This window comes from Paenibacillus lactis (assembly GCF_017873605.1).
Classification (GTDB): domain Bacteria; phylum Bacillota; class Bacilli; order Paenibacillales; family Paenibacillaceae; genus Paenibacillus_AQ; species Paenibacillus_AQ lactis.
On record NZ_JAGGKI010000008.1, the window covers coordinates 229,537 to 254,241 of the forward strand.

A 24,705-nucleotide genomic window follows, 5' to 3' on the forward strand; every position below is an offset into this window, starting at 1 on the left:
CGATTGCATTCGCCAAGACAATTGTCTTATGATAGACCTCGTTAGGTTTAACGGATCATTTTAAGGCTTAAAGCCTGAAACAAAGGAGGCGGCATCACTTGCTGACGACCCCTGACGATTATGTTAATCAATTATATCCCGAAGATGACGAGCTCAAGCAGGTACTGCAAGCCATTAGGGAAAATGGGATGCCCGAAGTATCCGTAGCACCCGCTTACGGCAGGCTGCTGACACTGCTCGTGCAGACTTCAGGCGCGCGCAGCATACTGGAGATCGGCGCCCTCGGCGGCTACAGCGGCATCTGCCTCTGCCGGGGTCTTCCGGCTGATGGCAAGCTCACCTCGCTCGAATTGAAGGAGGAGTATGCGCAGCTGGCCGGCCGCCATCTGGAGAAGGCGGGCTTTAAGGATCGGGTGGAATACCGGATCGGTCCTGCGGCGGACAGTCTGGCGGAGCTGAAGCGGGAAGGGAAGACGTTTGATTTTTTCTTCATCGATGCCGATAAAGAGAATTACCCGCTGTACCTGGATTATGCCATCGAGCTGGCGAATCCGGGAGCGCTGATCGCAGGAGATAACTGCTTCCTGCGCGGAAGAACGCTGAATTCGGATAAGAACGGTCCATCGGTGCAGGCCGTACGCCGGTTTAATGAACGAATCGCGACGGATGACCGGCTTGTGAGCACGCTGCTCCCTGCTTACGACGGGCTGATTCTGGCACGAGTAAAGTGAATGTACCCACAAAAAGGGAGATCCCGGACGTATGCCGCCGGGATCTCCCTTTTTGTGTATGGGTTCTTATGTGTGCCGCTACCGGAATTTCGGAGCAGGCTTGCTCGCAAACAGCTTCCTTCTTACCCACAGCATATTGATGATCAGCAGGCAGCCGGAGGTGATGAACAATCCCTCGATCCCGATAAACCCGGCTAAAAAACCGCCGATGACGGCGCCCAGCATATTGCCGAGCGCGAGCGAGCTTGTGTTGAAGCCGAATGAACGGCTCTCCATACCGTCCGGCGTGTACGAGCGGATCAGCGCATTGACGCTCGGCAGGAGTCCGCCCATAAAGACGCCCATCATGAACCGCACCAGGATCAGCTGCCACACGGACTGTACGAATGCCTGCGGGATCAAGGTGAGCCCGGTGCCGATCAAGGCATACGTCAATATCCGATGTGCACCGACCTTGTCGCTTAGCCTTCCGAGGATCGGTGAGGCGATCATGTTGGAGAGGCCGGTTACCGCAACGACGAAGCCGGCCCATATCGCGATATCCTCGGCCGTGCCGTGAAGCTTCTGGACGTACAGCGGCAAGAGCGACATCGGACTGATCATTGCGAACTGCAGCAGAAACGTAACGGCGAACAGTGACGGAAGCTGCGGAATATGGCTGAGCTCCTTCAGGCCGCCGATAACCGAGACCTGAGGCGTGTGAGCGGCTTCCTCCCGGTCGAATTTTTCCTTAACCAGAAACAAGGCAAGCAGCGAAGCGGCAAATATCAGACCGCCTGTAATGAAGAAGATCGGACGGTATCCGACCCAGTTGGCCATGACGCCGCCGATCAAGGGGCCAAGGATCGTTCCGGCAACTTGTCCGGATTGCATGATGCCCATGGCAAAGCCCATCCGGTTCTTCGGCGTGGTGCCCGATACAAGCGATATCGCCGCCGGGTTGAAGCCGGAAATCGTCCCGTTCAGCAGACGCAAGGCAAGCAGATGCCATGGATGGGTGGCAAATCCCATACAGCCGATAACGATCGCCATGCCGAACCCCGAACGAAGCAGCATCAGCTTGCGGCCGTACTTGTCGGCCACCTTCCCCCAGATCGGTTGAAAAATAAATGAGGTCAGGAAGTTGGCTGCGAATATGAGTCCTGCCCATACTCCAATTTCCCGTTCCCCCGTGACATGGAGGTCCTGCGCCAAATACAGTGTCAGGAACGGGGTGATCATCGTCATCCCGGAGTTGACCAAAAACTGCCCGAACCAAAGCACAATGAGATTGATTTTCCAACGGTTCAATGTGCTCACTCACTTCCTTTCTAAGCTGTCCAGCCCGAAGTGATCCGGGCCCTCAAATTATGCATACCCTAAAAAATGCCGTTCTTTCAGTATAACACATCTGAAAAGCGCCAAATGTTGACAATGTCATAAGATTGTCATCTGATTTTCATAGGATGTCCATGTAAGACGGTTGTTACTTACTTTTAAAAAGGGCATAATGAACATTAGGAAACTTTATACACATTGATGAACTATGATGAACTATGATGAACTATTGATGGGGGCCTAATCATGACCTACAACGATCAATTTATCCGCGCATGCCGCAAGCAGGATATCAGCCATGTTCCTGTATGGTACATGCGGCAGGCCGGGCGCTATGACCCGGAGTACCGAAAGATTAAAGAGAAATACTCCCTTCTGGAAATTTGCAGCCAGCCCGAGCTTGCGGCTGAAGTGACGCTGATGCCGGTACGGAAGCTCGGTGTCGATGCGGCGATTCTATATTCCGACATCATGAATCCGGTTGCTTCGATCGGGGTCGACTTCGATATTGTGAAAAATATCGGGCCCGTTATCGATCAACCGATACGTACAGCAGCCGATGTCGAAAAGCTCCGCCCGATTGATGTGGAGGGCGATCTTGGACATGTGCTGGAAACGATCCGAATCTTGGACAGAGAGCTGGAGGTGCCGCTCATTACGTTTGCGGGCGCGCCGTTTACGATCGCCAGCTATTTGATCGAAGGAAGACCTTCGAAAAATTATCTGCGGACGAAAGAGCTCATGTACAGCGAGCCGAAGGTATGGTTCTCCTTGATGGACAAGCTCGGCGATATGGTCATCGCTTATCTGAGAGCGCATGTGAGCAATGGCGGCAAGGCGTTCCAGCTGTTCGACAGCTGGGTCGGCGCGCTGTCTCCTCAGGATTTCCGCACCTTCGTCCTGCCGACGATCGAACGGATTTTTGCGGAGCTGGCGGATTTGAACGTGCCTAAAATTTATTTTCCGGGCGTCAGCTCCGGAGAGCTGCTGCCGACCCTGACGGAACTCCGGGCCGACGTCATCGGCCTCGACTGGAGAGTGTCCATTAGCGAAGGGCGCCGCCGCTTGGGCGGTAAATATGCCGTTCAAGGCAACCTCGATCCGACCGTGCTCACCGGTCCGATGCCGCTGATTCAGCAGTATGCGAAAGAAATTATCGATCAAGGGATTCAAGAGCCCGGCTTTGTGTTTAACCTGGGGCATGGACTGTTTCCGGAAGCTTCGCTGGAGAAGCTGCGCGAGCTAACCTCCTACATCCATGAATACTCGGCGCAGGCATTAAAGACCGCCGCACAGCGAGCTTAGAGAACGAATACTTAATAGCTAGAGGTGAGAAGGTTATGAAGAATAAAATTGGCGTGTTGGTCATGTCCTACGGAACGCCGGAAAGCATGGAAGGAATCGAAAGCTATTATACCCATATCCGCCGGGGAAATAAGCCTTCCGAGGAGCAGCTGCGCGAGCTGACGGAACGCTATGAGGCCATCGTGGGAGGCGTGTTCCCGCTCCGCGAGAATACCGACCGGCAGGTCCGTACGCTGCAGGACACGCTGAACGTGGACCCCCGCGCGACGGATGTCGAATTCGTTTGCTATCAGGGACTGAAGCATGCAGCTCCGTATATTGAAGACGGCGTGGAGAAGATGGTGCAGGACGGGATTACGAAAGCGGTCGGAATCGTCCTTGCGCCCCATTATTCTACGATGAGCATCGGCTCTTACGTGAAGCGGGCGAAGGCGAAAGCCGACGAGCTTGGACTCGACATTTCGTTCGTGGAAAGCTATCATCTGCATCCGAAGCTGATCGAGGCATTTGCGGACCGGGTATCGGCGAAGCTGAACCAGTTCGAGGAAGCTGGAGCGAACCGGGATAGCGTGCGCGTGCTGTTCAGCGCTCACAGCCTTCCGGAACGGATTCTCTCCATGGGCGATCCTTACCAGGATCAATTGCTGGAGACATCGAAGGCTGTAGCGGAGAAGGCCGGCGTGAAGCATTGGCAGTTCACTTGGCAAAGCGCGGGACGGACGGCGGAGCCGTGGCTAGGCCCGGACATTCTGGATACGCTCCAGACGCTGAATAAAGAGGAGCAGGTCGAGGATGTGCTTGTCGCTCCTGTCGGCTTCGTCTCGGACCATCTCGAGGTGCTTTATGACCTGGATATTGAGGCGAAGAGCATCGCCAAAGAAATGGATATGCGGCTTGAGCGGATCGACTCGTTGAACAGTGATCCGCTGTATATGGAAGCGCTCAGCGATTCCATCATTACCCTTCTGAACCTGTAAACGCACACGCCTAGCGTTTATACGAACCGGATCATGTCAAGGCAGAACCCCCCGTTAACCGGGGGGTTCTATTCTTTATAGGGATGCTGGTATAATGGGAGAAGCGACCTAATGCGAAGATCTCATCAGTGAATGAAGGAGTGCCCTATGCATCTGTCACGATCGGAGAAAAGCAAGGCCAAGAAGAAGGCCCGTAAGCAGCGGAGCGGACAGGTATGGTTAATCCTTAACCTTTGCCTGATTATGATGATCGCTGCTCTGCTGATCTATTATTTTAAGTTTAAGCAGCACGACCCGGCCGCGGGAACGGCCTACCCGGATCAGGCGGGCATCGGCATGGAAGGCGGCAGGGAAGCGGACCCGGGATCCGGGAAGGGCGCTGGCTCCGGCTCGTTCGATACCGGCGAATTGGAAGATCCCGATCCGGAGATTCCGGTTGCTGAAATAGAGGAAGTGCGGGATTCCGGCGAGGAGGAGCGGGTCGTTCTGCATTTTGCCGGGGATAGTTTATTCTCGGGCAAAGTGGAGAACGCCCTTAAGCAGCATGGCTATGATTATCCGTACCGGCATCTCGGCACGGCGTTTCTGGACGATGATCTGACCGTCTTAAACCTGGAGACTCCGGTGACAACGCGAGGCGTAGCCGCCGCGAATAAACAATTCGTGTTCAAGTCATCGCCGGATGTGCTGCCTGCGCTGCGGGCTGCCGGGGTCGAGGCCGTAAATCTGGCCAATAACCACATCCTGGACCAGGGTCAGGATGGGCTGCTCGATACGCTCAAGCACCTGGACGACCACGAGATACGCTACGTAGGGGCCGGCAGGAATGAAAAAGAGGCCTTTGCGGCACAGTATTTCGAGCTTAAAGGAATGACGGTGGCACTTCTCGGCTTCAGCCGCGTGCTGCCCGAAACGACTTGGTATGCGCTGGAGAACCGGCCCGGGGTCGCCGGTGCTTATGATCATGTTTTGCCGAAAGCGGTTGAAGCTATCGCCGCGGCAAGGCAGAAGGCCGATCTCGTCATCGTGATTCCGCATTGGGGTCAGGAGCTGCATAAGACGCCGGATGCGAACCAGATCAATCTGTCCCGCGCCTTCATCGAAGCCGGCGCAGACCTGATCATCGGCGGACACCCGCATGTGCTGCAGGGACTGGAGCAATATAAAGGAAAATGGATTGCGTACAGCACGGGCAATTTTATTTTTACCAAATCCTCCAATGCCGATACGTGGAAGACCGCGGTCTTTCAAGCTTCCTGCAATAAGCAGGGTGCATGTGACATCAAGCTGACGCCATACCGGACGGAAATCGGACAGGTCATTCCGCTCGAAGGCAAGGAGGCAGAGGCCGTGCTGAAGGAAGTCCAGTCCCGATCGATCGGCGGCGTTACCGTTACGCCTCGAGGGGAGGTAATCCCGGGAACGGCCAAGGAAATCTAAGCTACCAGTTACACCAAGGAGGTGCCATCATGAACAATTTATGCGTGGCCCATCGCGGCTTCTCCGGCAAAGCTCCCGAAAATACGCGCGCAGCCATTCAGATGGCGATGGATGAGCCATTCGTGCATTGGATGGAAATCGACGTGCAGCTGACCCGGGACGGCGTTCCCGTCGTCATCCACGATTTCAGCGTGGATCGGACCACAACCGGGCGCGGGAAGGTAAAGGACCTGACCTGGCAGGAAATTCGGAGAATGGATGCAGGCCAGTGGAAAGGACGCCAGTTCAAGGGAGAGCAGGTTCCTTCGCTGGACGAAGTGCTGCAGATGGTCAAGGGACGGCTGAAGCTGAACATTGAACTCAAGACAAGCGGCGATATGTACCCGGGCTTGGAGGAGGCCGTTCTGGAGCGGATTCGCGCATACCATATGCTGCCGGATGTGGTGCTTACCTCCTTTGAGCCGAAGGCGCTCATCAAAGCGAAGGAATTGGAGCCTGAAGTTCGAACCGGACTTATTATCGATGCGCATCCCCGGAATTTGATATCCCGGCTTAAGCAAATGAAATGTTCGTTTTTATCAATCGGGTACTCCCATCTGGATGCGGCCTTTGCAGCCGAGCTGATGCGGAACGGGATCACGCCGATGGCCTGGACCGTGGATGATGCCAAGAGCATGCGGACACTGGCCAAGATGAGCCCGGACATTATGATCTGTACGAACCGCCCCGATACGTGGGGGCAGATTTTTATTCAGAAAATTGCGCCCAAAGTTCCGTTCTGGCGACGAAAATGGAGGTTCTAATACCATGTGTGCATTAGTGAGTAACGTATATTGTGTCGGACGCAATTATCAGCTGCATGCGGCAGAGCTCGGCAATGCCGTTCCGGAGGAGCCGATGATATTCCTCAAGCCTTCCCATGCTGTCGTTCCTTTGGACGGCAGCGTGCTGCAGCTGCCGCTGGACCGGGGCAGTCTTCATTTCGAAGGGGAGTTGGTCATCCAGGCAGCCCGGGATTACGAGCCGGGGATGAGCGTTGACGAGCTGGTCGATACGATGGCGCTCGGCATTGATTTTACGCTAAGGGACGTGCAGTCCGTTATTAAAGAAAAGGGACACCCTTGGACCGCGGCGAAAGCCTTCAAATCGTCCGCTCCGCTGACAGCATCCATCGCCTTTCCCGGCACGGAGTCGCTTGCGGATACGGACTTTACGGTGATCAAGAACGGGGAAGAGGTACAGCGGGGGAATGTGAAGGATATGATTTTCTCCCTTCAGACGATTGTCGACTATATCGGTAAGCATTATGGCTTGGGTAAAGGAGATTTGATCTTTACGGGAACGCCGGCGGGTGTCGGTCCGACTGTATCCGGTGATGTATTTGAGTTGTACTGGGGCGATGTCCGTCTGGGCCGCTGCGAAATCGGTTAAGCATTACGCGATAGAGGTGGAGGGGTCCTGGAATGGATTGGTTGATCGGTGCCGTCTGTGCGGCGATGGTGTCCGCAGCGGCTTACCGGAGACGATCGCTCTCGGAATCCGGCGCGGCCGCCGCGATTCTGATGGGTACGATTTATTACGGAGCGGGGAACTTGTTTTGGTTCGGGACCCTGCTTCTTTTTTTCATCACCTCGACGCTGTTGACGAGGTACGGAAAGAGAAGGAAGGCAGAGCTGGAGAAATCCTATGCGAAGACCGGACGCCGCGATGCGGGGCAGGTGTTCGCCAATGGGGGCATCGGCATGATCCTGTGCCTGCTACATGCTATTCAACCCTCCGAGCTTTGGGTGATGCTGTACATCGGCGTCATGGCAACGGTAACGGCGGATACGTGGGCAACGGAGCTGGGAAGTCTAAGCCGCAAGCAGCCCCGCTCCATTCTTGGCGGCAGGAAGCTGACAGCCGGCGAATCGGGCGGCATAACCTGGCTCGGATCCAGTGCGGCCGGGGCGGGAAGCCTGCTGATCGGAGCCGGAGGGTGGCTGCTGGCTGAATGGAGCGGGATGGATCCCTCCTTTCTGCCTTACCTGACGGCAGGCCTGACCGGAGGGCTGGTCGGTGCGTTTGCGGATTCGATCCTAGGAGCATCTCTTCAAGTTATGTACCGCTGCCAAGTTTGCGGCAGAGCGGTAGAGGTCTCCCGGCATTGCGGCAAGGCAACCGTCTATCATCGGGGCTTCCGCTGGCTTTCCAATGATGCGGTTAACCTGATCAGCTCGCTGCTCGGAGGGGCCGCGGCTTACGGGACGGCGCTTCTATTTACGATTTATTGAATTACTGACGGCTAAAGAGCGAAGCGAACACCGAAATTTATATACAGAAGTAGGGATCAGAAGAATGAATATCTTGACCGTTGAACAGTTGACGAAGAGCTATGGAGAGAAAATCCTGTTTCAGGATGCCTCCTTCGGTATGGAGGATGGGGATAAGATCGGCATCATTGGCGTAAACGGCACGGGAAAGTCCACCTTTCTGCGGGTTATCGCCGGCCTGGAGCCGCCGGATTCGGGTAAAATATCGATCGGCGGACGCATTCGGGTGCGCTATCTTGCCCAAAATCCGGAATTTGCTCCCGATAACACGGTGCTGCAGCAAGTATTTGAAGGCGAGCTGCCGGAGATGAAGGCGATCCGGGAATATACGGAAACGATGGAGCTGCTGGAGCTCCACCCGCATGATGAGGCGCTTCAGCAGAAGCTGCTGAAGCTGAGCCAGCAGATGGACAATCTTCAGGCCTGGCAGCTGGAGAGCGACGCCAAGATCATTCTGTCCAAACTCGGAATCCGGAATTATGATGCCAAGATGGGGACGCTGTCCGGCGGGCAGCGGAAGCGGGTCGCTTTGGCCGCCGCATTGATTCAGCCCTCGGATTTGCTCATCTTGGACGAGCCCACCAACCATATCGATAATGAATCGGTAGCCTGGCTGGAGCAGTATTTGCAAAAACGCCGGGGCGCGCTCCTCATGATTACGCATGACCGGTACTTCCTTGACCGCGTGGCCAACGTGATGCTGGAGCTGGACCACGGACGCCTATTCCGGTACGAGGCCAACTACAGCCGGTTTCTTGAATTGAAGGCAGAGCGGGAAGAGCGGGAAGCGGCATCCGAGCAGAAGCGGCAAAACTTGCTGCGAAATGAGCTTGCCTGGATCCGCCGCGGCGCGAAGGCCCGGACGACGAAGCAGAAGGCGAGAATTGAGCGGTTTGAGAAGCTCAAGGAGCAGGAGCCGGTCCACAGCTCGGGCGAGCTGGACGTCTCGGTTGCCTCGACGCGGCTCGGGCGCAAGATTTTGGAGATCGAAGGGCTTTAGAAAACGGTCGGCGACAAGGTTCTTATTGACGATCTGTCCTATATTGCCGTTCCTGAGGACCGGATCGGGATCGTCGGTCCTAACGGCAGCGGCAAATCGACCCTGCTGAATCTCATCGCAGGCCGGCTTGAGCCGGATTCCGGGAATATCGTGATGGGTCCGACGGTGAAGCTCGGTTATTTCACCCAGGAGCATCAGGAGATGGACGGAAGCCAGCGGGTGATCGAATATATTAAAGATGAGGCGGAGGTCGTCCGGACAGCAGACGGCTCTGCGATTACGGCAGCCCAGATGCTTGAGCGCTTCCTGTTCCCTCCGGCGATGCAGTGGACGCCGATTGCAAGGCTGTCGGGCGGCGAGAAACGCAGATTATATTTGCTGCGGGTGCTGATGAGCGCTCCGAATGTGCTGCTGCTCGACGAACCGACGAATGATCTGGACATCCAGACGCTGTCGGTCCTGGAACAGTACTTGGATGAGTTCCCCGGGGTTGTTATCGTCGTGTCTCACGATCGTTTCTTCTTGGACCGTACCGGCGATAAAATCATGGCTTTCGAAGGCCAAGGACGTGTGCGTGTGCACGTAGGCTCATACAGCGAGTATGCGGAATGGATGCTGCGCAATGGTGGGGAAGCTTCCGGATCCGGAGCATCAGGAAGCCGAGATAGCGCCGGTACAGGAGCAGCAGGAAGCCCATCGGGGGAAGGGAGGGCGGCAGGCAGCGGAAACGGCAGCCCGGCGAAGGAAGCGCCTCGTGAAAAGCTCAGGTTCAGCTACAACGAGCAGCGGGAGTTTGAACAGATCGATGGTTTGATCGAGGCAGCCGAGAATAAGCTCGCCGCTGTCCAGACCGAGATGGAGGCTGCCGGAAGCGATGCTGCGAGGCTCCAGGAGCTGCTTCAGGCACAGGAGGCATGCGAGCAGGAGCTGGAGCGGCTGATGGAGCGCTGGACGTATTTGAACGAGCTGGCGGAGAAGATAGAGCAGAGCAAGAAGTCGTAACTCGCCGTTCGATGAAAAAGGGACGCCCGTCGGCCAATGGCCGTAGCGGGCGTCCCTTTTTACCGGTTCGGAGCTTATTTCTTTACATCTTGATTATTTGACATAAGCGGCAAGCAGCTTCACCGTATTTAATACGGCCTGTTTATGCGTTCTTTCCATCGCATGGGATGCGTGAACGCCCGGTCCGATGAGCGCTGCTTTGATGTTGCTGCCTGCGCCGAGCGCGGCCGATGCATCCGAGCCGTAATGAGGGTACACGTCAACGGCATACGCAATGCCTTCCTGTTCGGCCAGCTGGATCAGACGGCTTGTCATTTCATAATCGTATGGACCGGAGGAATCCTTGGCGCAGATCGAAACGTCGGTTTCCTTGCAGCTTAAATCATCGCCGATACAGCCCATATCCACGGCGATGAGCTCCTTGATGTCCGAAGGAATGTAAGCTGCGCCGTGTCCGACCTCCTCGTAGTTCGAGATCAGTACTTTAACATTGTATTTCGGCTTCCAATTCTCGCGTTTCATGCTCTCCAGAAGGCCGAACAGCGCAGCAACGCTTGCCTTGTCGTCAAGATGCCGGGATTTGATAAAGCCGCTTGGCGTAATGACCGCACGGGCGTCGAAGGATACGAAATCGCCGACGCCGATGCCGAGCTTCTTCACATCATCCGCAGACTCAACCCATTCATCGATTCGGACTTCCATATTGGCTTCCTCGCGTTTGAACTCGCGGGCATCGCTGTAGACATGCACCGATGGGTGCGTGGACAGGATAGTGCCCGTATATTTCTTGCCGCTGCGGGTGTGAATGACGCAGTATTCGTTCTCAATGCTGTTCATCATATAACCGCCGACGGAAGTGAGCCTCAGCGTGCCTTCGGATTTGATGGCGCGAACCATGGCGCCGAGCGTATCCACATGCCCGCTCAAGCCTACCGTACGGCTGGTATCCTGTCCCGTGATGGACAGGATCGCCCCGCCTTTTTCATTCCAGGCCAGCGGGACGGAGAGGGAGGCAGCCTCCTTTTCGATTCGTTTCATGATATGTCCTGTATATCCGGTCGGACTTGGGGTATCCAGCAATTCCTTCAACAGATTGAGGATATAGGTTTCATTCGGTTGTATCGACATCTAGCAACAGCCTCCTCGGAGTTGTATGTATGAGCTTGGAACAACCAATGGAAGCATAGGATGTGAATCCATAGGCAGGAACCGTTATCTAGAGCTTCGGACCTTCCTTGGATTCTTCCTTCTGCTCTTCCTCCAGCTGGTGATCCGCGGCATGCATTTCAGGGGTGTATCCCGTAACCTCACGGATATGGATGAGCTGCTCTGCGAGCGAACGGATTTCCTTCTGCATCTGATATTGGCGGTAGATGCCGAATGCTCCGACGATCAATCCCCCGATCAGCGAGCAGCCAATAATCAGCAGGATTAGCGGGATGTCGACGGTACCGAACAGCAAATTCACCTGTACCGGATTGACGTTGATGACGGCAAATACAGCCGTGATTAATGCAAACAGCAGGGCAGCGATTAATGACCATTGAATCTTCACTGGGAACACCTCCTTCCTCACACAGTATAAAATCCCTTGCCTGCAAGGGCAAGGGATTTTATTCCACCGGTCAATTGAGATCGATTGAAACGCGGGTAAGTGCTTGATCGTTATTTCGTCAACTGCTCCATTTGGTTGATAATATCCTCGAAAACGCTCATCGCTTCGCGAATCGGCTCCGGCGAGGACATATCCACGCCGGCTTTCTTCAGGATGTTAATGGAATAGTCGCTGCCGCCGCTCTTAAGGAAGCCGAGGTAACGATCCACCGCCGGCTGGCCGTCTTCCAGAATTTGCTTCGAGAAGCTCGTTGCAGCGGAGAAGCCGGTCGCGTATTTGTATACATAGAAGCTGGTATAGAAGTGAGGGATGCGGGCCCACTCCATTCCGATCTCCTTGTCTACCTGCATGCCTTTACCGTGGTACTTGACGTTCAGGTCGTAATAAATGTCCGATAGATCCTGAGCCGTCAAGGATTCACCGCTCTCGGCGCGCTCATGGACGATCTTCTCGAATTCGGCGAACATCGTTTGCCGGAAGACGGTCGTCCGGAACTGATCGGCATAATAAGTGAGCAGGTACATCTTCTGTTTCGGATCCTTGGCGTTCTTAAGCAGGTAATCCATCAGCAGCGCTTCGTTCGTTGTGGAAGCCACTTCAGCCAAGAAGATCGTGTACTGCGCATCACGGTATTTTAAGTTGTTGTCGGAATAATACGAATGCAGCGCGTGCCCCATTTCGTGAGCCAGGGTGAACATGCTGTTCAGGTTATCCTTATGGTTCAGCAGCACGTAAGGATGGGTGCCGTAAGCGCCCCAGCTGTATGCGCCTGTACGCTTGTTTTCGTTCTCATAGACATCGATCCAGCCGTTGTCATAGCCTTCCTGCAGACTCTTCAGGTAATCCTCGCCAAGCGGGGCGAGTCCTTCCTTGGTCATCTGCTTCGCTTCCTCGTACGTAATGTCCCACTTGTACTCTTCGACAAGCGGCGCGAACAAATCGTACATATGCAGCTCATCCACGCCAAGCAGCTTCTTGCGAAGCTCCATGTAGCGGTGCAGGAGCGGGAGGCTCTCGTGGATCGTATCGATCAGGTTTGTGTAGACTTCCTTCGGAATGTTATCGCCATATAAAGCCATCTCCAGCACGGACGGATACTTTCGTACACGCGAGTAGAAGATGTTCTTGTTCACATTGGCATTAAGCGTCGCGGCCAAGGTGTTCTTCTGCTTGCCGTAGGTTTCGTAGACGGCTTTGAACGCACGCTCGCGGACTTCGCGATTCGGACTTTCAAGGAATTGAATGTAGTTCCCGTGGGTCAGCTCCACTTCCTTGCCGTCCTCGTTCTTGATTTTCGGAAACTTCATATCCGCGTTGTTCAGCATGCCGAATATGGTCTGCGGCGCAGAGGATAGATTTCCGACCTGGGCCAGAAGCGCTTCTTCGGTTTTGGAGAGCACATGGGCTTTCTCCCGCTTCATTTCAACAAGGGTGAATTGATATTCCTTCAGCAGGGGATCGGCAATCAATTGATCCAGCTCCGCATCGGAGAGGGCCAGAATTTCCGGCGTAATGAAGGAGAGGGATTCGCCCACCTCAACATTGAGCTTTTTGGCTTTGGCGGACAAAGCCTGATATGTAGGATTCGCGGTATCTTCGTCATGATGCATATGAGCATATACGTACAGACGCTCGGCATGGTAGGAAATTTCGTCTTCGAGCTCGAAGCATTCCTTGATTGAAGCGGCATTGTTTAATTTGCCTTGATAATCGGCCGTTTTCTTCAGCAGGTCCTTCAGCTTGGCAAAGCTGTCGTCCCATGCCTGTTGATCGGCGAACATGTCCTCAAGCTTCCATTGGTGCTCCTTCGGGACTTCGGAGCGTTTCAGTAGTTGTTCCATAGAGATCCTCCTTGCATGATATGTATTATTTGGAGTCCGGGCTTCTTCAGTATAGGCTTCGGAGCGGGCAGCGGCACAAGGCAGCAGGCAGAGGACCAGCGTAATGCAAAGCGCCTTGGAACCTTTCATGGCACAACCTCCTCGAATTCATCGCATTCGAGCGATAGTATGCCGCGTACCCGGCTCTTTCATCCTTATAAATTATGAGGAACCCAGATTAATAAAAGTGTATACAATAAGGTAAAAGGCAAACAAAATGAAGGCGGCGGCAATCAGGGCCATTCCGCGGCGCAGCCTTGCCGGGATCCGGTCACGATTCAGGATCATGATGGCGCCAAGGCTGAACGCCAAAATAATGAAGATGACAATATTCGTGGTATCCATCGTTTACACCTGCTTAAAGGAAGCCATGATGTCCTGCCATTCCTCTTCCCGTCCTTCGAAATCCTCTTTGGGGAAGCGATTCCTAGCCCATTCCATCAAGGCCGGCCGGCTCATGAAGGTATGCGTCTCTTCGCCCCACTGGTCGGAAATTTCGCGGAGTACAATGTAGCGGCCCTGAACCTCGACCGTCATCATGTTCCACTTGTCTTTTTTGTATATTTCATGTTTTTTGATCATATGCATTCTCCGTCCGCTACTTAGGCTTTTGGGTCAATGATAACGCACACAAGGGCTCAAAAGCAAATCATGATGACGTAAAAATATCGGTCCAAAAAAGCTCCATCTGGGGGTTTGACGGATTGCATTGTCGGAAAACATGGGATATAATATGGATATTCGCCATAGATGGCGGTATTTTTAGGAGGTTGTTCATTTGAAAGGTACAGTTAAATGGTTTAACGCAGAAAAAGGTTACGGCTTCATTTCCGTTGAAGGTGGCGAGGATGTATTCGTACACTTCTCCGCAATTCAAGAAGAAGGTTTCAAAACTTTGGAAGAAGGTCAAGCGGTAGAATTCGAAATTACAGAAGGTAACCGTGGTCCTCAAGCAGCCAACGTAACAAAACTGTAAGCTAACTCCGAAGAGGAGATCTTATAGAATTACCTAGGCATGAAGCACAGTTCTCCCTGAGAACTGTGTTTTTTTGCGTGGGATGGCCTGTTCACGGGTACAGCTGATCCATCATGGTTGGTATATTATGATTGTCTTCTTGGGGATAGCTGGAAGTAACGGCCTTCCACCATGGCCTTTGTGCCGTCAATGACGTGTGTTATTTGTGCAAAATGACCGATCATATTATAATAGGTTTGATTTGGATAGGTATAAAAAAGACAACCATGTGGAGGCAGAGTTCATTGAATAATCAAGAGCTAAGCCGCAAGGTTCCGCGAAGCCCGGTTGGATTGATGAGCCGGGTATACCGATATATTCTCCCGGAAGTGCGGGCTGAATTGGAGAAGTGGCGCCGGGAGGCTGAGCAAATTCCGGATGAGGAGCTTCGGAAGCAGGCGTTGGCCAGTATAGAGACGAAAAGATTCCACTGCCAGGGAGGCGCGGTATATGCCGCCGCCAATTTGCCAGAGAAGCATATACTCATCCCGTTGATTGTTGCTTACCAGACGATCAGCGATTATCTCGATAATTTATGTGACCGCAGCACTTCGCTGGATCCGGCGGATTTTCGGCAGCTCCATCAATCGATGCTGGATGCCGTTACGCCTGAAGACGAGATGGCGGATTATTACTCGCTCCGAACCGAGAGGGAGGATGGAGGCTATCTGGCCGGACTGGTGCAGACATGCCGGGACTGCATCGGCCAATTGTCGGGATATGAGGCAGCAAAGCCATACATAAGGAAATTGGCCGGGCTGTACACGGATCTGCAGGTTTACAAGCATATCCACCCGGATCAGCGGGAGGCTGCATTGCTTGAATGGTGGTCCCAGCATGCCCATCATACGCCGCACTTGCGGTGGAATGAGTTTGCTGCTGCAACGGGATCCACGCTGGGCGTATTCATGCTGTTTTTGGCTGCGACCGATCCGTTTTTGGATGATGAGGATGCATCCAGAATTCATGCCTCTTATTTTCCGAATGTATGCAGTCTCCACATTATGCTGGATTACCTGATTGATCAGGACGAAGACAGGCTGGGCGGCGATCTGAACTTTTGCAACTACTACGAAGATGCCGATACGATGCTGAACCGCATTGCTTCCATTGTCGATTGGGCCCGGAAGGATGTCAGAGCAATTCCCTCCACCCCTTTTCATCGGATGATCATTGAGGGATTACTGGCGTTATATTTATCCGATCCAAAAGTCAGCGAGCAGCAGCTGGTTCGCACCGTGTCCAAACGCCTGATGAGGAGAAGCCCGATGACAAGGCTGTTCTTCTACGTCAACAGTCGTTGGATTCGCAAGCATAAGCATGAGTGACATAGAAGGAGGAAACAAGAATTATGACAGCAGTCAAAAAAATTGCAGTTCTTACGAGCGGCGGGGATTCCCAGGGGATGAACGCAGCGCTTCGCGCCGTGGTGCGCAGCGGTTTGTATTATGGGCTTGAGGTATACGGGATCCAGCGCGGATACCAGGGGCTTCTCGAGAACGATATTATCAAGATGGATCTTCGCAGTGTTGGGGATATCATCCAGCGGGGAGGCACGATTCTTCGGTCGGCCCGATCCGCGGAGTTCAAGACGCCGGAAGGGCAGCAGAGGGGCGCTGATGTGCTGAATCAGCACGGCATCGACGGACTCGTTGTCATCGGCGGCGACGGCTCTTACCAAGGCGCTAACAAGCTGAGCAAGCTCGGCATCAAAACGATGGGTCTGCCGGGAACGATTGACAACGATATTTCCTTTACCGACTACACGATCGGCTTTGACACCGCGGTAAGCGTCGTTGTCGATGCGGTTAACAAATTGCGCGACACGATGTCCTCTCATGCGCGCTCATCCGTCGTCGAGGTCATGGGACGCCACTGCGGCGACATTGCGCTGCATGCAGGGCTTGCCTCCGGCGCAGAGACTATTTTGGTCCCTGAAGTGGAATTTAACCTGGATGAGGTGGCAGAGCGCCTCAGAGAGAACTTTGCGAAGGGCAAGCGCCACAGCATCATTATTGTAGCCGAAGGCGTGGGCCGGGGCGAAGACGTTGTCAGCAAGCTGAAGGAATGTCATGCTTCCATCGACGCCCGCGTAACCGTGCTTGGACATATTCAGCGCGGCGGTGCGCCAACGCCGTTCGACCGCAATCTTGCCAGCCGTCTCGGCGACTTCGCCGTACGCAGCCTGATCAACGGAGAATCGGATAAAGGGTGCGGCATCATCAAAGGCGAACTCGTCCTGACCGATATTGACAAGGTCGTGAATACGAAGAAGGAATTCAATCGAGAGTTGTACGATCTGGCACTTCGTCTGTCGCAGTAATCGAATTACGGATTTCCTTTAATGCACAACCAAAAGAAGACCGCCTTCCATTGCAGAAGCTGAAGCGCTGCAATGGAAGACGGTCTTTTTTAATCGGGCTATTGATGATGAGGAAGCGAGGAAGCGGCTGATCGAGCAGGCATCTGTTGCTCGGTGAATCTGCGCTGGATCTTGACCAGGCGCCTCAGCATAAGCGCTGCACCGGCGGCAAGGCCCGTTATGAGGCCGATCCAATAGCCGAAGGCGTGCCAATCCGTGTAATTGGCCAGTACATATCCGACGGGCAAGCCGATCACCCAGAACGAGACGAGGGCCAGGATGAAAGCCACATTCACATCTTTGTACCCCCGCAGCGCTCCCTGCGTCGGTGTCGCAATGGCGTCCGAGATCTGGAAGAAGATCGCATACAGGAGAAACTGCTGGATGAGTGCGATTACGGCAGGTTCATTCGAGTACAAGCCCGCAACCTGGCGTCCGGCAACAAGCATAATGACGGCCGTTATCAGCGAGAGGATGACGGCGGTGCCGATCCCAAGCTTGGCGTACTGCCATGCATCCTTCATCCGACCCGATCCGACCTCGTAGCCTACCAGGATCGTTAAGCTCATGCAGATGCTCAGCGGCAGCATGTACAGCGTGGAGGCAAAGTTCAAGGCTGCTTGGTGCGCGGCGATCGTAGCCGTATCAAAGCCGCTCATCAGCAACGTTACGGCTGCAAACACGGCGGTTTCCAGGAAGATCGAGAAGCCGATGGGCAATCCGATCTTCAAATGTCCCTTCCAAGCGCTGAAGGAAATCTTGGAGAAACTGCGGAAGATGCCGTATTCAGCAAACGGGTGCACCCGGTGGACGGTTATGATCGCAATGACCAGCACCGCCCAGTAGGTAATGGCGGATGCAACGCCGGCCCCGACGCCTCCAAGCCTGGGAAAGCCCCAAAAGCCATAGATAAAGAGGGCATTCAGCCCGACGTTGATCGGAAGCGTAATCAGGGTGATGACCATGGAAATTTTGGTTTGTCCAAGGGCATCGATAAAGCAGCGGAGCACCGTATAGGCGAACAGCGGAATAATGCCTGCCGAAATGGCGGCCAAAAACCTCGCGGCGACATGGCGAACCTCAGGCTCCAGGTTCATCGCTCCGAGAATGCTCGGGACGACGGCGTATCCCGCAGCGAGCACGATAACGGCCAGCAAGATGGACAGCCACAGTGCCTGGTTAACCTGATAGGCCACCTTGTTCTCCTGGCGCCCGCCGACCAGCTGGGAGACGACGGGGGTAATTCCCATCAGAATGCCGCTGAGTCCGGTCTGTACCGGAACCCAGATGCTGGTGGCGATCGCAACGCCGGCCAGATCGACGGAGCTGAATTTGCCGGACATATTCGTATCGAAAAAAGTAATGGCGGATAAAGCCAGCTGTGTTACGAGAATGGGGATGAGAATGACGGCGAACTGCCTCAGTTTCCCCTGGATCGTCGTGGTAGATTGCATGCTGCATATTGCCTTTCTCTCTTTAGTATTTGCACGCTGTCCGAATGCGAGCGGTGACCATTCGTTAGATTCGTGCCACACCGCGCGCAGTAAAAGAACCAAAGAATGACATCCTTTTAGGCTCGGACCGGGAAAGTGCATGTCCCACAATCATCATAGCATCCGATGTCAAGACATGAATCCTTCGCCAAGCCTCCATATTCGTAAATGGAGCGAAAGGTTCATTTACGTCCATATGCCGGCCGAAATAACTCAATCTCTCCGTTCAGGCATGGGAGCACAGCCCTGTTCGAGCAGTCTCATGAAAAAGAGCCCGGCCGCATGATCGGCCTGGCTCTTAAGGTTTATTTATACTTCACGCCTTCCGTATAACGGTTGGAGGCGTTCCAGAGCAAATACTCGTCGACTCCGGTATCTTTCAAGGCCCGAATCTGCTCTTCAATCTGCTTTTTCCCGTATTTGATATAATTCCCTTTGCCCAGCCAGCTGGCCGTGAAATCCTGAATCCATGGGCGGATGATCGGCTTATTGTCGCCCAGCTCTTTGAGTTTCTTGTGGGTATCCTCCATCGATCCCTTAATGGTCTGGTACGGAGCCTTATCCGGCACCTCGGCGCCGAACCAGCCCGTCGTGTAGTGGCTCGGGTATACCATCGGGCTGATAATATCCACATTATTCGATATCTTTACAAAATCCTGGCCGATTCCTTCTGCTGCCGGTACCGATGCCGCGTAGCCGAAAATATCGACGGAAACGCGGATGCCGAGCGGTGCAAGCTCTTCACGGGCATACTGGACGAAATCCGATACGACATCGACGCGGGACTGCTCGGTTTTCACATACTTCAAAGCGTCGGCCCGCTTCTCAAAGCCTTCCGGGAACCGGACATAGTCGAACTGGATCTCCTTAAAGCCGAGCTTGGCTGCTTCTTTGGCGATTTCGATATTGTAATCCCATACCTCTTTGCTGTACGGATTGACGAAGCTGTCTCCGCCGCCGTTGGTCCACACGGTGCCGTCTCCTTTGCGGAAGGACAGCTCCGGATTCTTCTTGGCCAGGATCGTATCCTTGAACACGACGACACGGGCGATCGGATAAATGTCATGCTTCTCCAGCCGTTTCATCAGCTGATGGATATCCTTGATAAAGGGCTGGGACTTTCCAAGCTTTTGAAGCTTCGGATTATCGGTTTTGTACGTTATGTAGCCTTCGTCGTCCTTGATATCGATGACCATGGCGTTCAGCTCCGTTGTGTCCATCAGGTCAATAAGCTGTGTCATTCTGGAGCCGCCGGCACTGTAAGCTGTTACATAAATGCCTTTGACTTTCGGTGCGTCGACTTGCGGGTCGATCTCGGTCGTATTCGGCTTGATGCCGTTCTGTCCCTGACCCTTCCCCTGATTTTGATGCATGCTCTGAATCACGGCGGAGTTCCAGGAAGCCTGCAATTGGGTTGTAAGCGGGCTCTCCTGCGCGCCGGAGCCGCCAAAGCCCGCGGCAGCCAAGATGAAAAATGCCAAGATGATGTTCATAATTACTCTCTCCCTTGTCTACATTCACCATGATTATAATGGAACCGCAGCTTTCAAAAAGAACAGGTTTGTTACATTCGCCCAAGATATGGAGCTAAAGCATGCGGTATTGGTTCATTAAACGGGTGAAGGGCAATTTAAACGACTTTTCCATATTTACCGAAAGTGGACATAATTACGATAGGAAATTGAAGGGAGGACAGTTAATTGCAGACGGATCGCCTAGATCAACGATCCTGCATCGGATTTTAGAAATGCACCGGCAAAGACGAGCGATAATGTTTAGGATGAGGGGCTTAAGCTTGGCCAAGCCGGGCTGTCGTCGTAGGAGAATTCGGGCAAAAAATGCCGCTGTTCAGCGGCATGCACCGGTGAACAACGGCATTGATCTTGCAAATATTTCAAGCGGATATTCCATTAATGCAGCAGCGTGTGGCTTTGGTGTTCGCAAATGCTGTACTGAATAATTTCCAAAGCGTCATCCTGCTCCAAAATATTCAGCCCGTCCCTCAAAACGATCATGGAATTTAGCTCGCTCTGTCTGAAGAACGGAATCATTTCCGGGAACCACTTCATGACGATCTGTGACAATTTTACCGTTTCCATTTCCATAAAAAATCACCCTCTCCTTCCAAATTTGGTCAGGCAGGACGTTCTTATTGTAAAACGGAAAAACATTAAAATTGGGGCAACGAAGAGTAGCTCATGAATATTGTAGGAACCTGGCATTCATATTATACCACAAAAATTGCCGTGTTTTCATCTTGGCAATTAGTTCTTGCGGAACTGTCCCATCACCGCAACCGTCTCCACGATGTTGACGAAGGCGTCCGGATCAGTCTGTGTAATGATATGCTTTAATTCAGCGAGCTCGTATTTCGTCGTGACCGTCATCAGCATGTCCTTCTCCTTGTGGCTGAACGCCCCCTGGGTTTTGATCTTCGTAACGCCCCGTGGGCGCTTGAGCAGCTTCTCCAGCAGGGCCTCGGTCTGATTCGTTACAATGAACACGGTCACTTTGATATGGCTGATGTGCAGCATATCGATCATTTTGCCCGCCAGGTAAATGGACACCATGGAGGCAAGCGCGAGGTTCCAGTCGTTCTCGAGATAAGTGACGGCCAGGATAACGATGGCGTTCAGCGATACCAGGACGCTGCCGACCGGAAAGTCGCGATATTTCGTGACGATGGAGCCGATGATGTCAAATCCCCCGGTCGAGCCGCCGACCCGGAAGGACAGGCCGGTTCCGAAGCCGACCAGGATTCCTCCGAAGACGGCGGAGAGGAGCATGTCGGTGGCGACGGCGCTGACCGGAATGATCTCGAGAAACACCGTTGTCACGAGGACCGAGAGCACGCTGAGCACGACAAAATGTTTTCCAAGCTGGAACCACCCTGCAAGGAGGATGGGAATGTTGAGCACGAAGTACAGGATGCTGATATTAAGCGGCGTGAAATAACCGATCAGCATGGCAACGCCGGAAACGCCGCCGCTGAGCAGATGGTGCGGAATCAGAAACAGATTGAAGCCTGCGGCAATGATGATGCCGCCGAATAGGATGGAGAAGTAGGTCCATAGACGCTTCAACATAGGAATCACCTCCCGGTTATTATGACTTCTTGAAGCTTGCTGGTATTCCAGAAATGTTTTGTGATATAATGTATTGGATATTCTTGAGTAGTCCGTTACAATGATAACTTTTTGGAAGCTTATCAGGATGATTATACATTAACCAGTTACACCGCTGGTGATCAGAGAGAAATATACCGGTTCACCTCATGCAGAAAATCCTGCTGGCCGGGAAAGCCTATAAACGTTACCACTACTTAAGAATACAGAGAAGAAAGTGGAGTCCACAGATAGAAGGAGTATGAACCTATTGAAAAATTTTGCAGATTTTGGCTTGGAGCCCCGAGTGCTTCAAGCGATTACGGAACTTGGATTTGAAGAAGCGACACCGATTCAATCCCAATCCATCCCGATTGCCCTCACCGGAAAGGACATGATCGGACAAGCACAGACAGGTACCGGTAAGACCGCAGCATTCGGCCTTCCTCTTATTCACAAAATCGCGAAAGAAGAAGAGCGGATCGTCGCTCTCGTCATGACGCCAACCCGCGAGCTCGCCATTCAGGTTGCCGAAGAGATCGGCAAATTGTCCAGATTTAAAGGGATCCGCTCCCTTGCGATTTACGGCGGACAAGATATAGGCCGGCAAATTCGCGCTTTGAAAAAGAAGCCTCAAATTATTATCGGCACACCTGGCCGATTGCTTGACCACATTAACCGGAAGACCATCCGGCTTGACGATGTTCAAACCGTCGTGCTGGACGAAGCGGATGAAATGCTGGACATGGGCTTCATGGATGATATCCAATCCATCCTGAAGCTGGTACCGGAAAATCGCCAAACCCTGCTGTTCTCCGCAACGATGCCTCCGAACATCCAGAAGCTGGCTTCCCAGTTCCTGAAGGATCCGGAGCATGTATCCGTCATTCCTAAGCATGTGAGCGCACCGCTGATCGACCAAGCCTACATCGAGGTTCCTGAGCGTCAGAAGTTCGAGGCGCTGAGCCGTCTCCTCGATATGGAATCGCCTGAGCTGGCGATTGTATTCGGCCGCACGAAGCGCCGTGTAGACGAATTGGCCGAAGCGCTGCAAAAACGCGGTTATTCCGCAGACGGCCTCCATGGCGACTTGTCTCAGCACCAGCGCGACACCGTTATGCGCAAGTTCCGCGACGGCAGCATCGATGTGCTGGTAGCAACCGACGTAGCCGCTCGGGGTCTGGACGTATCCGGCGTAACGCATGTCGTCAACTTCGACTTGCCGCAGGATCCGGAAAGCTATGTACACCGTATCGGCCGTACGGGCCGCGCAGGGAAAGAAGGAACGGCATGGTCCTTTGTTACCCCGCGTGAAATGGATCATCTGTACTTCATCGAGCGCGTTACCCGTCACCGGATTCCGCGCAAGCCGCTGCCAACGATGGCCGAAGCCATTGAAGGCAAGCAGCGCGTCATCGCTGAACGCGTATTGGAAATCATCGACCAAGGCGAGCTGACCGAATATAAAGGGCTTGCCATCCAGCTTCTGGAGCAGTATGACTCCGTTCAGCTGCTTGCAGCTGCGATGAAGCTCCTGACCGGAGACAAGAAGGAAGCAGCCGATATCCACCTTACGCCGGAGGATCCGATTCGCGCGAAGCGCCGGAAGCCGGACATCCGCAGCGGACGCAAGCCTAGCGGCGGTTATAACGGCCGCAGCGGAGGCTATCGCGGTAACCGCGAAGGCGGTGGCGGCAACCGCGGAGGCTACTCCAAGGGCGGCTACGGTCGTGACGGAGGCGGCAGCTACAATAACCGCGATGGCGGCTACAACCGTGACCGCAACAACAGCGGCGAACGTAAGCAGCGCAGCTACAGCGGCGGCGGCGAACGCCGTCCGAACCGCAGCGGAGACGAGTAATCCGATCGGCAGCGGCAATAGCCCGCTGGCCATCGCTTGAATGGAATGAAAAAGACGAAGCACCTGCCCGCATTCGCATGGGGCAGAGGCGCTTCGTCTTTTTTTACGAGTTCAATGGTGTTTAGCTTAGCTGTATCATGCATTTAAGCTGCTAATTCATCCATTAGATATAGAATGTGCTAAGGATAATAACAAGCAGGATGAAGAGAACCAGAACTACTCCAGTAGTTCCGCCATAACCGTAACCGCCTACGTTAGACATGCATATTCCCTCCTCTGATTAGTGAGAATTGAAGCATTGATTTGAATGGATTACGAGATATCCTATGGTGATATCAGGTTATGCGATTGGATATTCACCCAGACCGCCGCAAATTAGGCTCTGGTCATGCCTATGCGATATAAGGTATATTAATAGATACATGCATGCTTTGAGTGAGGAGGAAAAGATTTGGAAATGAAAGGAGCCATGGGTGGCTTATATAAGCTCACCGAATGGATTACCCGCATCGCGTTTTCTAATATTTTATGGGTTTTATGCACATCGCCATTCCTGTTTATCGTACTGACCAAATTCCTGATGGCCGTCCAGACGCCGGATGCTCATAACGAGCAGCTGCTGTCGAACTGGATTTTGGGGATCTTGTCGCCTTTTGTGCTGTTCCCTGCAACCGCTGCCCTTTTTACCGTAGTCCGCAAGTGGGTGATGGGGAACCCGGATGTACCTGTATTTAAAACGTTTTTCAAGGGCTATAAGGAAAATTATAAGCAAAGCATGATCGGCGGATTCGTCTACACCCTGCTGTTCGTGATTATGTATGTGGATTATACGGTGTATATGACGCAGCTTGGAGACGGCTTTCAGCTCGTCGGCATCGTTATGCTGGTGCTGCTCATCGTGCTGTTCGTCTCGTTGTTTAATTTCTTTTCCATGACGGTCCATTATGAGATGAAGACGACCCAGCTTCTGAAAAATGCGGTCCTGCTGACCTTGATTCGTCCGTTCCGGGTGTTTTCGACGCTTGCCGGAAGCGCTATCTTGGTATATATCGGCACGCAAATGCCTGTGCTGTTCGTGTTCTTCCTCTTCTGCCTGATGGCATTGTTCGCGTTCTTTAACTTCTATGCAACGTTTACCAAGATGCAGGAGCAGCAGGAGAAGATGAGACAAGCCGAGGAAGAGGAATCGGAGACGGAGCAGGCGCTGCTCGAAAGCATGGATAACGTCAAAACCGAGGATAAAGGATCGAAACCGCGAAATTCATAGGTTTACTTTTGCGGCAAAACCCCC

At 53.4% G+C, this 24,705-nt stretch carries 23 protein-coding genes and 1 pseudogene; 13 read left to right on the plus strand and 11 right to left on the minus strand.

Going from position 1 to position 24,705, the window contains the following annotated elements:
- The first annotated feature begins 98 nt into the window (after positions 1-98).
- Positions 99-731, plus strand: coding sequence for an O-methyltransferase (locus J2Z18_RS16675; protein WP_007127679.1), 633 nt, complete (start codon positions 99-101; stop codon positions 729-731).
- Positions 732-809: 78 nt separating this feature from the next.
- Here the strand turns inward: J2Z18_RS16675 and J2Z18_RS16680 are convergent, their stop codons facing one another.
- Entirely contained in the window at positions 810-2,030 is a 1,221-nt protein-coding gene (locus tag J2Z18_RS16680; RefSeq protein ID WP_007127680.1) for an MFS transporter, read from the minus strand.
- A 264-nt stretch (positions 2,031-2,294) separates the two neighbouring features.
- On the opposite strand from J2Z18_RS16680, the gene hemE reads away from it, so the two are divergent.
- The 7 genes and pseudogenes from hemE to J2Z18_RS16715 all read left to right on the plus strand — a co-directional run bounded on the left by hemE (position 2,295) and on the right by J2Z18_RS16715 (position 10,084).
- Positions 2,295-3,353 (plus strand): uroporphyrinogen decarboxylase, encoded by a 1,059-nt coding sequence (gene hemE / locus J2Z18_RS16685; RefSeq protein WP_210095051.1) that lies wholly within the window; start codon positions 2,295-2,297, stop codon positions 3,351-3,353.
- A gap of 35 nt (positions 3,354-3,388) precedes the next feature.
- Entirely contained in the window at positions 3,389-4,330 is a 942-nt protein-coding gene (hemH, locus tag J2Z18_RS16690; RefSeq protein WP_210095052.1) for a ferrochelatase, read from the plus strand.
- A 147-nt stretch (positions 4,331-4,477) separates the two neighbouring features.
- Entirely contained in the window at positions 4,478-5,770 is a 1,293-nt protein-coding gene (locus J2Z18_RS16695) for a CapA family protein (protein ID WP_210095053.1), read from the plus strand.
- 29 nt (positions 5,771-5,799) lie between these two features.
- Positions 5,800-6,573 carry a glycerophosphodiester phosphodiesterase gene (locus J2Z18_RS16700; RefSeq protein ID WP_210095054.1) on the plus strand — a complete coding sequence of 258 codons (774 nt, stop codon included), beginning with the start codon at positions 5,800-5,802 and terminating at the stop codon, positions 6,571-6,573.
- 4 nt (positions 6,574-6,577) lie between these two features.
- On the plus strand, positions 6,578-7,201 hold the full coding sequence (locus tag J2Z18_RS16705) for a fumarylacetoacetate hydrolase family protein (protein ID WP_210095055.1): 624 nt from the start codon (positions 6,578-6,580) through the stop codon (positions 7,199-7,201).
- 32 nt (positions 7,202-7,233) lie between these two features.
- On the plus strand, positions 7,234-8,043 hold the full coding sequence (locus J2Z18_RS16710; RefSeq protein ID WP_210095056.1) for a DUF92 domain-containing protein: 810 nt from the start codon (positions 7,234-7,236) through the stop codon (positions 8,041-8,043).
- A 64-nt stretch (positions 8,044-8,107) separates the two neighbouring features.
- Positions 8,108-10,084, plus strand: a pseudogene (locus J2Z18_RS16715) (ABC-F family ATP-binding cassette domain-containing protein).
- A 93-nt stretch (positions 10,085-10,177) separates the two neighbouring features.
- On the opposite strand, the gene J2Z18_RS16720 reads toward J2Z18_RS16715, so the two are convergent.
- From J2Z18_RS16720 to J2Z18_RS16740, 5 genes are all read right to left on the minus strand, one after another.
- Complete coding sequence (locus J2Z18_RS16720) at positions 10,178-11,212, minus strand: M42 family metallopeptidase (protein WP_007127688.1); 1,035 nt, start codon at positions 11,210-11,212, stop codon at positions 10,178-10,180.
- Positions 11,213-11,300: 88 nt separating this feature from the next.
- Positions 11,301-11,639: a LapA family protein gene (locus J2Z18_RS16725; RefSeq protein WP_007127689.1), complete on the minus strand. Its 339-nt coding sequence runs from the start codon at positions 11,637-11,639 to the stop codon at positions 11,301-11,303.
- Positions 11,640-11,749: 110 nt separating this feature from the next.
- A complete protein-coding gene (gene pepF, locus J2Z18_RS16730; protein ID WP_007127690.1) occupies positions 11,750-13,540 on the minus strand; it encodes an oligoendopeptidase F in 1,791 nt (596 codons plus the stop codon).
- Between the two features lie 201 nt (positions 13,541-13,741).
- A complete protein-coding gene (locus J2Z18_RS16735; RefSeq protein ID WP_007127691.1) occupies positions 13,742-13,924 on the minus strand; it encodes a hypothetical protein in 183 nt (60 codons plus the stop codon).
- Positions 13,925-13,927: 3 nt separating this feature from the next.
- The gene (locus J2Z18_RS16740) at positions 13,928-14,161 is read right to left on the minus strand and encodes a hypothetical protein (RefSeq protein ID WP_007127692.1); all 234 of its coding nucleotides are present in this window, start codon (positions 14,159-14,161) and stop codon (positions 13,928-13,930) included.
- Positions 14,162-14,357: 196 nt separating this feature from the next.
- On the opposite strand from J2Z18_RS16740, the gene J2Z18_RS16745 reads away from it, so the two are divergent.
- From J2Z18_RS16745 to pfkA, 3 genes are all read left to right on the plus strand, one after another.
- Positions 14,358-14,555, plus strand: coding sequence for a cold-shock protein (locus J2Z18_RS16745; protein WP_028405178.1), 198 nt, complete (start codon positions 14,358-14,360; stop codon positions 14,553-14,555).
- Positions 14,556-14,839: 284 nt separating this feature from the next.
- Entirely contained in the window at positions 14,840-15,922 is a 1,083-nt protein-coding gene (locus tag J2Z18_RS16750; RefSeq protein WP_007127693.1) for a tetraprenyl-beta-curcumene synthase family protein, read from the plus strand.
- 23 nt (positions 15,923-15,945) lie between these two features.
- The gene (gene pfkA, locus J2Z18_RS16755; protein WP_007127694.1) at positions 15,946-16,917 is read left to right on the plus strand and encodes a 6-phosphofructokinase; all 972 of its coding nucleotides are present in this window, start codon (positions 15,946-15,948) and stop codon (positions 16,915-16,917) included.
- Between the two features lie 98 nt (positions 16,918-17,015).
- Here the strand turns inward: pfkA and J2Z18_RS16760 are convergent, their stop codons facing one another.
- The 4 genes from J2Z18_RS16760 to J2Z18_RS16775 form a co-directional block, all read right to left on the minus strand.
- Positions 17,016-18,410, minus strand: coding sequence for an MATE family efflux transporter (locus J2Z18_RS16760; protein WP_210095061.1), 1,395 nt, complete (start codon positions 18,408-18,410; stop codon positions 17,016-17,018).
- Positions 18,411-18,754: 344 nt separating this feature from the next.
- Complete coding sequence (locus J2Z18_RS16765) at positions 18,755-19,942, minus strand: putative glycoside hydrolase (protein WP_210095057.1); 1,188 nt, start codon at positions 19,940-19,942, stop codon at positions 18,755-18,757.
- A 417-nt stretch (positions 19,943-20,359) separates the two neighbouring features.
- Positions 20,360-20,554 (minus strand): hypothetical protein, encoded by a 195-nt coding sequence (locus tag J2Z18_RS16770; protein ID WP_007127697.1) that lies wholly within the window; start codon positions 20,552-20,554, stop codon positions 20,360-20,362.
- A 159-nt stretch (positions 20,555-20,713) separates the two neighbouring features.
- On the minus strand, positions 20,714-21,535 hold the full coding sequence (locus tag J2Z18_RS16775) for a YitT family protein (protein WP_007127698.1): 822 nt from the start codon (positions 21,533-21,535) through the stop codon (positions 20,714-20,716).
- Positions 21,536-21,824: 289 nt separating this feature from the next.
- On the opposite strand from J2Z18_RS16775, the gene cshA reads away from it, so the two are divergent.
- Complete coding sequence (cshA, locus tag J2Z18_RS16780) at positions 21,825-23,414, plus strand: degradosome RNA helicase CshA (protein ID WP_007127699.1); 1,590 nt, start codon at positions 21,825-21,827, stop codon at positions 23,412-23,414.
- Positions 23,415-23,577: 163 nt separating this feature from the next.
- On the opposite strand, the gene J2Z18_RS16785 is transcribed toward cshA, so the two are convergent.
- A complete protein-coding gene (locus J2Z18_RS16785; protein ID WP_007127700.1) occupies positions 23,578-23,676 on the minus strand; it encodes a hypothetical protein in 99 nt (32 codons plus the stop codon).
- 189 nt (positions 23,677-23,865) lie between these two features.
- On the opposite strand from J2Z18_RS16785, the gene J2Z18_RS16790 reads away from it, so the two are divergent.
- Complete coding sequence (locus J2Z18_RS16790) at positions 23,866-24,681, plus strand: YesL family protein (protein WP_007127701.1); 816 nt, start codon at positions 23,866-23,868, stop codon at positions 24,679-24,681.
- Positions 24,682-24,705: the final 24 nt, after the last annotated feature.

Bases quoted from the DNA above. Each gene is read 5' to 3' on its own strand.
- hemH (WP_210095052.1), top strand. From the start codon at position 3,389: ATGAAGAATAAAATTGGCGTGTTGGTCATGTCCTACGGAACGCCGGAA.
- J2Z18_RS16700 (WP_210095054.1), top strand. From the start codon at position 5,800: ATGAACAATTTATGCGTGGCCCATCGCGGCTTCTCCGGCAAAGCTCCC.
- pfkA (WP_007127694.1), top strand. From the start codon at position 15,946: ATGACAGCAGTCAAAAAAATTGCAGTTCTTACGAGCGGCGGGGATTCC.
- pepF (WP_007127690.1), bottom strand. From the start codon at position 13,540: ATGGAACAACTACTGAAACGCTCCGAAGTCCCGAAGGAGCACCAATGG.
- J2Z18_RS16740 (WP_007127692.1), bottom strand. From the start codon at position 14,161: ATGATCAAAAAACATGAAATATACAAAAAAGACAAGTGGAACATGATG.
- J2Z18_RS16720 (WP_007127688.1), bottom strand. From the start codon at position 11,212: ATGTCGATACAACCGAATGAAACCTATATCCTCAATCTGTTGAAGGAA.
- J2Z18_RS16695 (WP_210095053.1), top strand. From the start codon at position 4,478: ATGCATCTGTCACGATCGGAGAAAAGCAAGGCCAAGAAGAAGGCCCGT.
- J2Z18_RS16765 (WP_210095057.1), bottom strand. From the start codon at position 19,942: ATGAACATCATCTTGGCATTTTTCATCTTGGCTGCCGCGGGCTTTGGC.
- J2Z18_RS16710 (WP_210095056.1), top strand. From the start codon at position 7,234: ATGGATTGGTTGATCGGTGCCGTCTGTGCGGCGATGGTGTCCGCAGCG.
- J2Z18_RS16785 (WP_007127700.1), bottom strand. From the start codon at position 23,676: ATGTCTAACGTAGGCGGTTACGGTTATGGCGGAACTACTGGAGTAGTT.
- J2Z18_RS16770 (WP_007127697.1), bottom strand. From the start codon at position 20,554: ATGGAAATGGAAACGGTAAAATTGTCACAGATCGTCATGAAGTGGTTC.
- hemE (WP_210095051.1), top strand. From the start codon at position 2,295: ATGACCTACAACGATCAATTTATCCGCGCATGCCGCAAGCAGGATATC.
- J2Z18_RS16775 (WP_007127698.1), bottom strand. From the start codon at position 21,535: ATGTTGAAGCGTCTATGGACCTACTTCTCCATCCTATTCGGCGGCATC.
- J2Z18_RS16760 (WP_210095061.1), bottom strand. From the start codon at position 18,410: ATGCAATCTACCACGACGATCCAGGGGAAACTGAGGCAGTTCGCCGTC.
- J2Z18_RS16735 (WP_007127691.1), bottom strand. From the start codon at position 13,924: ATGGATACCACGAATATTGTCATCTTCATTATTTTGGCGTTCAGCCTT.
- J2Z18_RS16705 (WP_210095055.1), top strand. From the start codon at position 6,578: ATGTGTGCATTAGTGAGTAACGTATATTGTGTCGGACGCAATTATCAG.